The following is a 12,547-nucleotide window of genomic DNA, read 5'->3' on the forward strand; positions in this document are numbered from 1 at the left end:
TTCGTCCATATATTCAATGAAAATTCGGTGTAGTCGGATATTGAAAATTGGAAGCTGTTACTGGATACAGATAATGCGGCGTCCGGAGCGGACGATCTCATCTCAACCTGATGCCCAACAAACCTACGTTTGACGGACAGGGTCGGCAGAACTAGAGTATCACTAGGTATTACTCTGTAATAGGAAGCCAACTATGGCCACGTCTCTCAAGATTGATGACACCCTAAAAGGTCGCGTCCAGCACCTCGCCAGCCAGCGCCGCCGCTCGTCCCACTGGATCATGCTCGAAGCCATCCAGCAATATGTCGAGCGTGAGGAAGCCCGCGAGAGCTTCAAGCAGGAAGCCTTGGCATCCTGGGCGGCCTATCAGGAAACCGGTCGACACCTGACCGGCCAGGAAGTGCGTACCTGGTTGAACACCTGGGGCACCGAAGACGAAAAGGCGGTGCCTGAGTGCCGCAAGTAATCGTCACCGAAGACGCGGCGCAAGGATTGGAGCGATGCCGACAGTTCTTGGCCGCAAAGGCGCCGGAAGCCGCGAAGCGGGCCGGTCAGGCCATCGAACGGCAATTCTTGCTGCTGGAAACAGCCCCCGACATTGGTCGGCCATTCCCTGAAATGCCAGAGCTGCGCGAGTTGGTGATTGCTTTCGGGGATTCTGGCTATGTGGCTCTGTATCACCACGAGCCGACCGCTGATGCGGTGTATGTCCTGGCATTCCGACACCAAAAAGAGGCGGTAAACTGATGAGCATAAACGAATTCCGCCAACTGGCCGCGAGGATAGATCAGCAGATGCTGCAACTCGCCGTCGAAGGTGTCATCGAGGCGTAGGCCGTCATCAATCGCATGATGGGACACGTGCATCAAATTTGGGTCAGTACGTCCGACCAGCAGCTCATGGCGCTGTCCCACGAGCTCCCTGGGTTCTACCGCTACGCCCGTATCATGGAAGAAGCATCCGAAGCCTAACGCAACAAGCCATCGCGGCCCTATCACGGCATGGCCGAGTTCTCCGAACAGCATAAGCAAATGGGGGCTCAACTGCTGACAATGGCAGCCACGCTGAAGCGCGGCTATCAGGCACTTCATGCGGGCGAGAACCTGCAAGTTCTCCAGCCACATATCAAGGATCTGGAAAGATTGCATGGGCAATGGCTGTCTGACTTGGACAACTTCAAGACCTCCCTACGTGAGCAGGGAGCAGAACCCCAGGTGCTGGACTACGCGAACGAAGCATTCGGACGATGGGTGGAGCGCATCAAGCAGCTTGCCAGTTGAATAGCCTCTGTCACCAGCAATGCAAAAGTGACCTCTTGGGCTGCCTGAGGGGGAGGATGTTCAGTTGCAGTTAATGTGAGCCGGAGACGATGGAATGCAAGCCGATGTCGCTGAATGCAAGCTCGCTCGCAATTAATCTGAGCAGAAAACTGCGCTGATTGCGAGCACGGTTGTTTTCGATTGCAAGCCGCTACAAATAGCAGAGCCCTGTAAAACACCGAAATATCCGCTGTGAGATGAAGATCAAATGTGGGAGGGGGCTTGCCCCCGATGGCGGTGTATCAGTTACAGATTGATTGGCTGACACACTGCAATCGGGGGCAAGCCCCTCCCACATTTGGATTGCATTCCAAATTTCAGGCATAAAAAACGCCGACGCTATATAAGCCATCGGCGTTGAAACCTTGAAGGGGGTTTTCAGTTACATCAGAACGCAGGCACTACCGCACCGTTGTACTTCTTCTCGATGAAAGCTTTGACTTCCGGGCTGGTCAGGGCCTTGGACAGTTTCTGGATAGCGTCGCTGTCCTTGTTGTCCGGGCGAGCCACCAGGAAGTTCACGTATGGCGAGTCAGCGCTTTCGATGATCAGCGCGTCCTTGGCTGGGTTGAGGCCAGCTTCCAGGGCGTAGTTGGTGTTGATCAAGTCCAGGTCAACCTGATCCAGCACGCGTGGCAGCAGGGCCGATTCCAGCTCTTTGAACTTCAGGTTCTTGGGGTTGCTGGCGATGTCTTTTGGCGTGGCCAGGGCGTTGGTCGGATCTTTCAGGGTGATCACACCGGCTTTCTGCAGCAGCAACAGGGCGCGGCCGCTGTTGGAGCCTTCGTTAGGAATGGCCACGGTGGCGCCATCTTTCAGCTCGGAGATGTTCTTGATCTTTTTCGAGTAACCGCCGAAGGGTTCAACGTGCACGCCAACCACGGTGACCAGGTTGGTGCCCTTGCCCTTGTTGAAGTTTTCCAGGTACGGCAGCGTCTGGAAGTAGTTGGCATCCAGGCGCTTCTCAGCCACCTGCACGTTAGGTTGTACGTAGTCGGTGAAGACTTTGATTTCCAAGTCCACGCCTTCTTTGGCGAGGGTTGGCTTGACCAATTCGAGGATCTCGGCGTGCGGCACTGGGGTCGCGGCCACCACCAGTTTCTCGTTTGCCTGGGCGAAGCCAGTAGTCAGGGCAGCCGCCAGTGCGGTAAACAACAGAACCTTTTTCATGCAGTGTCCTTATCGAAATTCCGGGTCGTCTCTGACGGCCGTTTTTATGTGGTGTGCCAGCGAAGTGCTATCGCGGCGTGGGAGGGACAATACCTATATTTTTTATTCCCGAACAATATCTTTTATTCACGTTGATATTCCATTTTGCTCATGTAGTGGCTTGTTCACGCAGAAAGCTGCGCAAGGCTTCCTGCTCGGCGGGGCTGGCCGTGTTGAAAATTCGCTGTACCTGCTCCAACGGCGTGCCCCCCACAGGCAAATTCAGATGCTCGGGCAAAATCTCGTCGCCGCTGCTGACCAGTAATGCAAAGTGAATAACGTTTTCCAGCTCACGGGTATTGCCCGGCCAGGTGTGGTGCTCCAGCACGCGCTGGGCGGCGTCGCTGATCAGGGGCACCGGCAGGTCCAGGCGCTGGCTGTAGATGCCCAGGAAATACTCGGCCAGGGACAGGATGTCACCGACACGCTCGCGCAAGGCGGGCAAGTCCAGCTGGCCTTCGCTCAGGTAATGGAACAAGCGCTCATGGAACTTGCCGACGGCCACGGCCTGGGCCAAGTCGATGCTGGTGGCCGCCACCAGGCGCACATCCACTGGGCTGGGCTGATGGGCGCCGACGCGGGTGACTTCATGGTTTTCCAGCGCGGCCAGCAGTTTTACCTGGATCGGTAGCGGCAAGTCGCCGATCTCATCCAAGTACAAGGTGCCGCCATTCGCCGAACCGAACCACCCCGCCCGGCTGCTGGCCGCGCCACTGTGGGCACCGGCCGCATAACCGAACAACTCGGCATCGGCATAGGTCGGGCTGATGGCGCCGCAATTGACCGAGACAAACAGGCCGGTGCGGTCGCTGCCACGGTGGATGTGCCGCGCCAGCAGCTCTTTACCGCTGCCGGTCTCGCCGCGAATCAGCACCGGTAAGGCGCGCGGCGCGAGGCTTTCCAAGTCTTCGCGCAGTTGCCGCGAGCGTGGATCAACAAAGACCAACGCTTTGGCGCGAATGCTCAGCGGGCTTTTTTCCGCGTCGGGGAAGGTCAGCAGTGGCTGGCCGTAGGTTTCATGCAGGCTCATGGCAGGCTCCCGCCCCAAATCCACTCAGGGACGGGGCGTTTAAAGATAGTCAGGCAGTGCGCCGGGCGTGATGCTCAAGGCGGCTTTGCAGGCGATAAAGGTAGGCGAAACCCTGCTCCCAACGCTGGTGGCCGGACTTCACATTGATATGGCCGGCACCGGACAGAATGCCGGCTTCAGCGCCCCAGTTACGCGCCAGTTCCACGGCCCGGGGAGCGCTGACGGCGCTGTCGTTATCGGAGCTGACCACCTGGGTGGGAAACGGCAGCAAGTCGGTCGGAATCGGCGCAAAGTTGCGCAGGGCAGGCGAGCACGCCGGGCGTTCGACATCGGCCGGAGCCACCAGCAAGGCGCCACGCACTTGGCGCAGGAACTGCACTGGCGCGGTGGCCGCCCAATGCGCCACGGTGATGCAGCCCAGGCTATGGGCGATCAGGATCACTGGCGTGCTGTCGGCCGCAATGGCCTCGGCCAGCGCGGCGACCCAGTCTTCGCGCCGTGGCGTCAGCCAGTCGGCCTGTTCCACACGGGCGCTGTTGGGCAGGCTGTTCTGCCAATGACTTTGCCAATGATCTTCTGGCGATCCTTGCCAGCCCGGCACGATCAGGTAACGAATCGACTCGCTGTGCATGGGTGTGCCCTCCTGCAGCGTTTAACGTTGCTGAACAGTATAGGGACGAGGGTTATATTCGTTAAGGAATAAGAAGATATTTATTAATAACCAAAATATCAAAACCGATGAAGATCAAACTGTGGGAGGGGGCTTGCTCCCGATGGCGGTGTATCAGCCGCCACCTGTATCAACTGACCCACTGCTATCGGGAGCAAGCCCCCTCCCACATTGACCAGGTTCCACATAGGGACTCGGGGGTGTTCAGTAAATCCCAGGCAAAAAAAAGGCCGCACCCTGCCAAGGAAACGGCCAAAAAATTATCGAGGCTATTGGTGGAAGCGTTGCAACTAACGTGCGGTAATCACTGACAGCTTGGTAATCCCCGCGCGCTCGATAGACGCCATGGCTCGCGCCACTTCGCCGTAGTTCACGCCATCGTCAGCCTGCAGTTGCACCCGCACATCGGGGTCCTTGGCCTTCGCCGCCTGCAGGTTGAACTCCAGCAGGTCCGGCTGGATTTCGTCCTTGTTGATAAACAGTTTGCCGGCGCCGTCGATGCTCACCACCAGCGGGTCTTTCTGCTCCACCGGGGCCACGGCCTCGGTCTTGGGCAGGTTGATCGGGATCGCGTTGGTCAACAGCGGCGCGGTAACGATAAACACCACCAGCAGTACCAGCATCACGTCCACCAGCGGCGTGACGTTGATCTCGCTCAGCACCTCATCGCTGTCTTGCGTGGAAAAGGCCATCTCAGGACGCCTCCTTCACTTTCTGCGGGTTGCCGGGTGCATGCTTGGTCAGGGCAGGGTGCAGCAGCACGCGGAACGAATTCTTCTGCGCCAGGCTGTAGAAGTCGTGGGCAAAATCATCCAGGTCGGCAGCCGTCAGTTTCAGGCGACGCAGGAAATAGTTGTAGACCAGCACCGCCGGCACCGCGACAGCGATACCCACGCCCGTCGCAACCAGTGCTGCACCGATCGGACCGGCCACGGTTTCGAGGCTGGCGGAACCGGCGGCGCTGATGCCCTTGAGCGCTTCCATGATCCCCCACACGGTGCCGAACAGGCCGATAAACGGCGAGGTGCTACCGATGCTGGCGACCACGGCCAGGCCGGTTTCCAGGGAGCGACGCTCCCGCACGATCTGCTGGCGCAGGGCACGTTCGAGACGGTCCTGATGATTGATCGCCTGGCTCAGGTCGGCGGCGTGCGGGGTTTCACCCACCTGGATCGCGGCATAACCGGCCTGGGCGACACGGGCAGCAGCGCCTGGCTGGGTTTCGGCCAGTTCGGCGGCGGAGTCGAGACTCGACGCCGCCCAGAACTGTTTGTGGAACCTGCGATCCTGGGCCTTGAGGCGACCGAACTGCACGCCCTTGAGCAGGGCCAGGCCCCAGGTGGCGACCGAAAAAACCACCAGCAGCCAGATCACCGCGCTTTCGATGGATTCAAGTGGAGATGCTAATGCCATGATGTTTCCCCTCTGTACAGGTCGCGGCGTGTGCAACACACCGCAGCGCAATAGTTAGTGAATCTTGAAATCGATCGGTACGCTGACCCAGCCATCCTGGGCCACATCGCCCTGCTTGGCCGGCACGAAGCTCCAACGCTTCACGGCGGTCAGTGCGGCGTCGTCGAGTTGCTGGCGACCGCTGCTTTTCTGGATCTGGATCTCACCCGGCTTGCCGCTGGCCAATACATGCACCCGCAACAACACCGTGCCTTCCCAACCGCGACGCTGGGCCAGTGACGGGTACTCCGGCGCCGGGTTCTTGAGGTACGCGGCGTTGGCCGAAGCCGGTGTCACCGGGGCTGGCGCAGGCGGAGCGGGCGCGGGGGCCGGTGGTGCCGGTTGCGGTGGCGTGGGCGCCTGCTCGACCGGTTTCGGTGCGGGCTTGGGCTCAGGCTTTGGCACCGGCTTGGGCTTAGGTTTTGGAATCGGCTTGGGCGGCGCCGGCTTGGCGGCCAACTCATCCACCACCGGCGGCGGTGGCTCGACCACGGGGGGCGGAGGGGGCGGCGGCACAGGCGGCGGCGGTTCCACCACCGGCGGTGCCGGCTGGGAAAATTCGATGGTCATCGGCGGAATTTCCGGCGGCACAATCGGCAGCACCGGAGTGGGTTTCTGGCTTACCCAATAAATCACCGCACCGTGCAGGGCCAGTACCAACAGACCGAGCAGGATCCCTTCGCGGCGGCTGGAGAAGCGCTTTGGGGTTTTCTGCGTTCGCAATTGCCCCAACGGCGCGCGGTGCGGCCGGCCAAGGTCGACCAACTCGCCACTCGGTGCCTGGCGCCATTGCGCCTCGTGTGCACTGGCGGCGGTCTGGACATTGCCCATTGATTCACTCCCTCGGTTTTGAAACAAAAAACCGACTGGCCTGGGTGGAAGGCCGTCGAGGGCTGAATCATCGGTGCCAGACGCTTATCTCTTAAAGTAATCTTTAAAGTTATACATAGATCCAAATTGAATAAATGAAACAGGCTGAAATGGCAAAGCCACGCCCTGCAAGGCCTGGCGCCGAGGCGCTGTCTTGAGATGCCTTTCAGGCATAAAAAATATTCAGTAAAGGCATGGATCAGGCAGGGCTGTTTGCACACAAATCGAGCAATTGGCGTTGCAGGCTCTGCCCTGCCGTACCCAGGCCAGTGCGGCCATACAACGCCAATCGCACACCTTGGACCCTGGGCAAACCGCTGTCCGGCCCCAGCACAACATGCCCGGCCTGCACGACTCGACGGGGCAACAAACTGATACCCAACCCCGCCGCCACCGCCGAACACACGCTGGCCAGGCTGGCGCTGGAGTAGCCAATGCGCCAGCGCCAGCCGCTCACTTCCAGGTGTTGCAGCATTTCGTTGCGGTACAGGCCGCCCACCGGAAAGGCCACCAACGGCAGGGGGTCACGCCCCAGGGACGGCGTGCTGCGGCTGTCGACCCAGCACAGCGGCTCCGGCCACGAGGCCAGGCAGTCATCGCTGTCGCCCATCTGCTTGACCAGCAATACGTCGAACTCGCCGCTGCGGTACTGGCGCTGCAACTCGGGGCCAAGGCCGCTGGTGACTTCCAGGCGCACGCGGGGATAGGCCTGCACAAACGACGAAAGCAGCGGCATCAGGCGCTCGGCGGCGAAGTCTTCCGGCACACCGAGGCGCAGCACACCGTCGCTTTGCTGGTTGATCAATACATCGGCGGCTTCTTCATGCAGCGCAAGGATGCGCCGTGCATAGGCCAACAGGCGTTCGCCCTCGGCGGTGGCCACCACACGGCGCTGGTTGCGGTCCAGCAACTGGCACGCCAGCGCTTCTTCCAGGCGACGAATCTGCTGGCTGACGGTGGACTGCGTCAGGTGCAGGCGCTCAGCGGCGCGGGTGAAATTGCCGCAATCGACCACGGCAACAAAGCTGCGCAACAACACGGGATCAAACATGGCGCTCACCATTCCATTTTCCACTGGTTGGCATGGTTATATTTAATTTCAGAATACCTCGGCGGCTGCCCATACTTCACCCTCCGTCCTGCCCAGAGGGATCCCAATGACCGACGATCAACAGCACCTGCAACGCGCCATCCGACTGGCCCAGACCAATGTCGCCCAAGGGGGCCGGCCGTTTGGCGCGGTAGTGACGCACAACGGCGAAGTGCTGACTGAAGCCGTGAATGAAATCCACCTGACCCAGGATCCCACCGCTCACGCCGAGCTGCTGGCGATCCGTGCTGCCAGCCGACAGCTCGGCGCGCGCCTGGACGGGTGCGTGATCTATGCCAGCGGCCAGCCCTGCCCGATGTGCCTGAGCGCCCTGTACCTGTGCGGGGTAGAGCGCGTGGTGTTTGCCGCCAGCAATGCCATGGCCGAGCCCTTCGGGTTGTCGACGGCGGCGATCGGGCAACAAGTGGGCTTGCCCTTGGACGAACAACGCATGCCGATCCAGCACCTGCCCGATGCGGCCATGACCGCCCTGTATCGCGAATGGAACAGCCTGCATGCCCCTGAATAAATCCCTCGCCGGCTGGGGCCTGCTGGTGGTCCTGGGCCTGAACCTGCGCCCGATCCTCAGCTCCATCAGCCCGTTGCTCGGCGAGATTCGCCAGGCCACCGGCCTGAGTTTCCAGAGCAGCGCCCTGCTCACCAGCCTGCCGGTAGTGTGCATGGGCTTGGTGGCGCTGGTAGGCATACGCGTCGAAGCGCAATTGGGTGAACGGCGCGGCATCGCCCTGGGCCTGGTGATGATCCTGCTGGCGTGCCTGGCCCGTTGGCTGATGGGCCAGGGTTCGACGTTGCTGGTGACCGCATTGCTTGGCGGTGCCGGTGTGGCGCTGATCCAGGCGTTGGTGCCAGCGATGATCAAGCGTGAATTCCATCAGCGCGTGCCGGTGGCGATGGGCGTGTATTCAGCATCGTTGATGGCCGGCGGCGGCCTCGCGGCGCTGCTCAGTCCGGTGGTGGCCGGTCATTTCCAGCACTGGGAGGCCGGGCTTGGGGTTTGGCTGTTGCCGGCATTGGCCGCGCTACTGCTGTGGGCCTGGTTGCCGCTGGGCGCAGCGAAAAACCCACAGGTAGCACCTGCCTTTCAGGGCCTGCGCAATCGTCGCGCGTGGCTGCTGGCGCTGTATTTCGGCTTGGTGAATTGCGGCTACATGAGCCTGGTGGCGTGGCTGCCCGCCTACTATCAGCAACTGGGTTGGGGCGTGTTGCCCAGTGGTTCGTTGCTGGCGTTCATGACAATCTTCCAGGTGATCGCCGCGTTGCTGATGCCGGCGTTGGCGCAACGCGGGGTCGACCGTCGCCCGCTGCTGTGGATCAGCCTGCTGGCCCAGACCATCGGCTATCTCGGCCTGTTGATCGCGCCGTTGCAGTTCCCCCATCTGTGGGTCGCGTTGTGCGGCTTCGGTCTGGGCGCGTGTTTTGCGCTGAGCCTGCTGCTGACCCTCGATCACCACCGCGACCCGCGCCAGGCCGGGCAACTGGCGGCGTTCGTGCAGGGCGTGGGCTTTTTGATCAATGCGATTTCGCCGTGGCTGACCGGCTGGCTGCGTGAACTCACCGGTAGTTTTGTCAGCGCCTGGGGGGTGCTGACGGTGACGGCGGTCGCGATGCTGGTGGTGACGCGAGTGTTCAGCCCGGCCACCTATCGCACGGCGCCCGCTCTATAGATATGCATTTAAGATCTATATAAAACAAACAAGCTTCGTTGACGGAATAAGCAACCCCCTTAAAATCCCGGTTCTCCCACAGGATGCCGGGCACACCATGGACCTTCGCCAACTGCGCTACTTCATCGCCCTCAACGAGCACCGCAGTTTCGTGCGCGCTGCGGACGCCATGGGCATCACCCAACCGGCATTCAGCCGCAGCATCCAGGGCCTCGAACAGGAATTCGGCTGTGTGCTGGTCGACCGCGCGAATAAAGACTTGCGCCCCACCCCCGAAGGCCAGGTGGTGCTGCAACACGCCTTGAGCCTGGTGCAAGGCGCGGCCTTGCTGAGCCATGAAGTTACGCGCATGACCAAACTCGACGCCGGTGAGGTGCGCTTCGGCAGCGATGCCGTGGCGGCGGTGAACCTGGTGCCCCAGGCCATGGCGCGCTTTATCTCCACCTACCCCAAGGTGCGCAGCGTTTTGCAGGTGGATAACTGGGAAAAACTCGGGCGTAGCCTAAGCCGTGAAGAGATCGAGTTTTTTATCGCCGATGTGCGTCACTTCGAGGCCGACCCGAGCTTCCAGACCCACGCCTTGAGCCCAAGACGCACGGTGTTTTTCTGCCGCGACGGGCACCCGCTGCTGGCCAAGGACAGCCTGTCCACCAACGACCTGTTCGGCTACCCGCTGGCCACGCCGCTGATCGCGCCGGGCATTCGCAAGCTGCTGGCCAACCTCAGCGGGCGCGTCGACTTTGCGCCCGCGATCGAGCTGGAGCAGTTTGCCGCGCTGGCCAGCATCGTGCGGCACTCCGACGCCATCGGCCTGGGCGCTGAAGAAGCGTTTGTCGACGCATTCGCCAGCGGCGAGTTGCACGTGCTGCACTGGCGCAACCTGCCGCACAATCTGGACAGCCTGCACAACCGCAGTGGGATAATCAGCCGCGCTGGGGTGCGTTTGTCGCCTGCGGCGAAGGCGCTGATCGAAACCCTGCAGGCGGTGGAAAACCCAGCCGATTGGCCCGCGCGAACGTCCCGAAATCATTGAAGCGCACGCCCATCTCGGCCATCACTGTGTGCGCCACCTTGGCCGTCATCTGGCGGATGTAAAACGGCTCCTTCACCACAAAATGGTGGATGCCATGGGTGCTGCCGAAGTTGAAGCAGAACGCCTGCAACGGCCACATCCACCAGGGGTTCAACACTTGGGTCTGCTGGATCACGTTGCCCAATTCCACATCGCCGTAGTAGTGCATGTTGGAGCTGACGAAATGCAGGCAAAAGGTGCGCAGCACGTTGGGCCCGATGATCACCACGGCGGCGATATCGATCACGTGCATCATCTGCACGGTAGCGGCCGACCATTCAATCGGCGTGTCCATCAGACCCGCAATACCATTGGCGGCATGGAAGCCGAGGAAGATGTACCACGCGCCCCAATGAAGCAGCGCCAGCGGTGCGTACACCAGCAGCGAGCGCTTGATGATCGCTCGTTTGTGCTTCCAGGTTTTGGCCCTCAGGATGCGGATAAACGCCGACATGACGTTATCGCCGACCATGAGCAAGCGCGCAAAACCCCACGGCTCGCCGTTGGTGATGGCGCGCTCTTCCATATCGGTTTCGGTACCGGAGAATTTGTGATGGTTGAGGTGCAGGTGCCGGCGCACCCACGGGTTGATGGTGCTCGGCCGCGCCAGCCACACCAGGCCCATCATCAGGTTGTGCGGCACGCGCTGTTTGCGAAAGTACATGCTGTGGATCAGGTCGTGTTCCAGCTCGTGGGTCAGTGACGCCAGGAACGCATTGAGCAGCAGGCACGCCCACCAGGCCATGTGCCCCGTGATGTAGAGCGCCGCCGAACCCACCATGCCGACCAGCGCAAACGCCAGGATGCCCGCGCCCAGCGCGTCCTGATGCAGCAACCAGGGGTGCTGCCGGCGCAGTCGCACGCCCTCGGCCAGCACCACTTCACGGATATGCGCCGAACGCTGTTGCGCGTTCATCTGCTGGGGACTTGCAGAAGTACCGTCCATGCTCCCATCCTCTTATTTATTGATGGTTACATCCTGCACCAGAGCTTCCCGCAGGACGCTAGCCCCACACGCCAACCTGTTGACCGCAAGCGCCAATCGCCATGACCGAACCGACTTCCCTCGCCAGCTGGACCCGCGCCCTGCGCAAGCAGCTCGACGCCCTGGGCCTCGACAGCGCCGCGTTGTGCGTGCAAGCCGGGCTCGACCCACAACAGATGGACGACCCCAATGCACGCTACCCGCTGTCGGCCACCACGCGCTTGTGGGAACTGGCGGTGCAGGCCAGCGGGGATCCGGCGATTGGTTTGCGGGTGTCGCGGTTTGTCAGCCCCACCACCTTTCATGCCTTAGGCTATGCGTTGGTGGCCAGCGGCAGCTTGCGCGAGGTGTTCGAGCGCATCGTGCGGTATCACCAGGTGGTCAGCGATGCGCTGACGCTGGAGCTCAGTCGCGAAGGCGAGCGTTATCGCTTTCGCCTGCTGCAGCCCCCAGGCAGTCCGGCACCGGCGCTGGAAGCCATCGATGCCTTCGCGGCGATCTATGTGCGCACCTGCCGTAACCGCCTAGGCCGCGATTACGCCCCCTTGGCCGTTCACTTGCGGCGCCCTGAACCTGCCGAGCCCAGCCCCTGGCACACGGTATTTCGCGCACCGGTGTTTTTTGGTGCCGAGGAAGACGCGTTGGAATTCGCCGCCCATGACTTCGACAGCCACCTGGACGATGCCAACCCGGAACTGGCCGAACACAATGAGACCGTGCTAAAGCGCACCCTCGCCCAACTGCAACCGTTGACCTGGGAACGCAAGGTACGCGCGGCCATCGAGGCGCAATTGCCGGATGGCGAGCCGAGTGCCGAACGCATCGCCCAGGCCTTGCACCTGAGCCTGCGCAGCTTGCAGCGGCACTTGGCGGATGAGGGCTGCCGGTTTGATACGTTGCTCAATGAATGCCGGGAGAACCTGGCATTGCTGCACCTGCGCGACCCGAACTGCTCATTGGCCGAGATCAGTCATTTACTCGGGTTTGCCGATACCAGCAGCTTCAACCGCGCGTTCAAGCGTTGGACGGGGATGACGCCGGGGCAGTTTCGGGATGGGTTGCGGTAGGTAGGTTTGGGGTGATGGTGATGGCCTCATCGGGAGCAGCCCCCTTCCACATTTGAAATGCATTCCCCTGTGGGAGGGGGCTTGCCCGCGATGGCGAT

15 protein-coding genes are annotated in these 12,547 nt (G+C 61.3%); 7 read left to right on the top strand and 8 right to left on the bottom strand.

Translation table 11 applies throughout. The features are described 5' to 3' along the window. Positions 1 to 193: 193 nt before the first annotated feature. The 3 genes from AO064_RS17855 (at position 194) to AO064_RS31300 (ending at position 1,280) form a co-directional block, all read left to right on the top strand. The gene (locus AO064_RS17855) at positions 194 to 466 is read left to right on the top strand and encodes a CopG family ribbon-helix-helix protein (RefSeq protein WP_012721651.1); all 273 of its coding nucleotides are present in this window, start codon (positions 194 to 196) and stop codon (positions 464 to 466) included. Beyond that, positions 454 to 747: a type II toxin-antitoxin system RelE/ParE family toxin gene (locus tag AO064_RS17860; protein WP_064054170.1), complete on the top strand. Its 294-nt coding sequence runs from the start codon at positions 454 to 456 to the stop codon at positions 745 to 747. Before AO064_RS17855 ends, AO064_RS17860 begins: the two co-directional genes overlap by 13 nt. Positions 748 to 1,001: 254 nt before the next feature. Next, positions 1,002 to 1,280, top strand: a complete 279-nt coding sequence (locus tag AO064_RS31300) for a transposase (RefSeq protein ID WP_244159531.1) — start codon at positions 1,002 to 1,004, stop codon at positions 1,278 to 1,280. Between the two features lie 426 nt (positions 1,281 to 1,706). On the opposite strand, the gene AO064_RS17870 is transcribed toward AO064_RS31300, so the two are convergent. From AO064_RS17870 to AO064_RS17900, 7 genes are all read right to left on the bottom strand, one after another. Continuing rightward, the gene (locus AO064_RS17870) at positions 1,707 to 2,489 is read right to left on the bottom strand and encodes a MetQ/NlpA family ABC transporter substrate-binding protein (RefSeq protein ID WP_064054171.1); all 783 of its coding nucleotides are present in this window, start codon (positions 2,487 to 2,489) and stop codon (positions 1,707 to 1,709) included. Between the two features lie 148 nt (positions 2,490 to 2,637). Continuing rightward, entirely contained in the window at positions 2,638 to 3,558 is a 921-nt protein-coding gene (locus AO064_RS17875) for a sigma 54-interacting transcriptional regulator (RefSeq protein ID WP_064054172.1), read from the bottom strand. A gap of 49 nt (positions 3,559 to 3,607) precedes the next feature. Next, a complete protein-coding gene (locus AO064_RS17880; protein WP_012721647.1) occupies positions 3,608 to 4,189 on the bottom strand; it encodes an alpha/beta hydrolase in 582 nt (193 codons plus the stop codon). Between the two features lie 329 nt (positions 4,190 to 4,518). After that, on the bottom strand, positions 4,519 to 4,920 hold the full coding sequence (locus AO064_RS17885; protein WP_010565408.1) for an ExbD/TolR family protein: 402 nt from the start codon (positions 4,918 to 4,920) through the stop codon (positions 4,519 to 4,521). Between the two features lies 1 nt (position 4,921). Then, on the bottom strand, positions 4,922 to 5,641 hold the full coding sequence (locus AO064_RS17890; RefSeq protein ID WP_012721646.1) for a MotA/TolQ/ExbB proton channel family protein: 720 nt from the start codon (positions 5,639 to 5,641) through the stop codon (positions 4,922 to 4,924). 54 nt (positions 5,642 to 5,695) lie between these two features. Continuing rightward, complete coding sequence (locus tag AO064_RS17895) at positions 5,696 to 6,511, bottom strand: energy transducer TonB (RefSeq protein ID WP_064054173.1); 816 nt, start codon at positions 6,509 to 6,511, stop codon at positions 5,696 to 5,698. Between the two features lie 238 nt (positions 6,512 to 6,749). After that, a complete protein-coding gene (locus tag AO064_RS17900) occupies positions 6,750 to 7,601 on the bottom strand; it encodes a LysR family transcriptional regulator (RefSeq protein WP_064054210.1) in 852 nt (283 codons plus the stop codon). Between the two features lie 106 nt (positions 7,602 to 7,707). Here AO064_RS17900 and AO064_RS17905 point away from each other — a divergent pair, with 106 nt between their 5' ends. The 3 genes from AO064_RS17905 (at position 7,708) to AO064_RS17915 (ending at position 10,358) form a co-directional block, all read left to right on the top strand. After that, positions 7,708 to 8,169, top strand: a complete 462-nt coding sequence (locus AO064_RS17905; RefSeq protein ID WP_064054211.1) for a nucleoside deaminase — start codon at positions 7,708 to 7,710, stop codon at positions 8,167 to 8,169. Next, positions 8,156 to 9,325: a CynX/NimT family MFS transporter gene (locus tag AO064_RS17910; RefSeq protein WP_064054174.1), complete on the top strand. Its 1,170-nt coding sequence runs from the start codon at positions 8,156 to 8,158 to the stop codon at positions 9,323 to 9,325. Before AO064_RS17905 ends, AO064_RS17910 begins: the two co-directional genes overlap by 14 nt. Positions 9,326 to 9,422: 97 nt before the next feature. Then, a complete protein-coding gene (locus tag AO064_RS17915; RefSeq protein ID WP_064054175.1) occupies positions 9,423 to 10,358 on the top strand; it encodes a LysR family transcriptional regulator in 936 nt (311 codons plus the stop codon). Here AO064_RS17915 and AO064_RS17920 read toward each other — a convergent pair. Beyond that, positions 10,249 to 11,343 carry a fatty acid desaturase gene (locus AO064_RS17920; protein ID WP_064054176.1) on the bottom strand — a complete coding sequence of 365 codons (1,095 nt, stop codon included), beginning with the start codon at positions 11,341 to 11,343 and terminating at the stop codon, positions 10,249 to 10,251. The genes AO064_RS17915 and AO064_RS17920 overlap by 110 nt on opposite strands. A 101-nt stretch (positions 11,344 to 11,444) precedes the next feature. Between AO064_RS17920 and AO064_RS17925 the strand changes: the two genes are divergently transcribed. Beyond that, positions 11,445 to 12,449, top strand: coding sequence for an AraC family transcriptional regulator (locus AO064_RS17925; protein ID WP_064054177.1), 1,005 nt, complete (start codon positions 11,445 to 11,447; stop codon positions 12,447 to 12,449). The last annotated feature ends 98 nt before the right edge of the window (positions 12,450 to 12,547 follow it).

Source organism: Pseudomonas marginalis (assembly GCF_001645105.1).
Classification (GTDB): domain Bacteria; phylum Pseudomonadota; class Gammaproteobacteria; order Pseudomonadales; family Pseudomonadaceae; genus Aquipseudomonas; species Aquipseudomonas petroselini.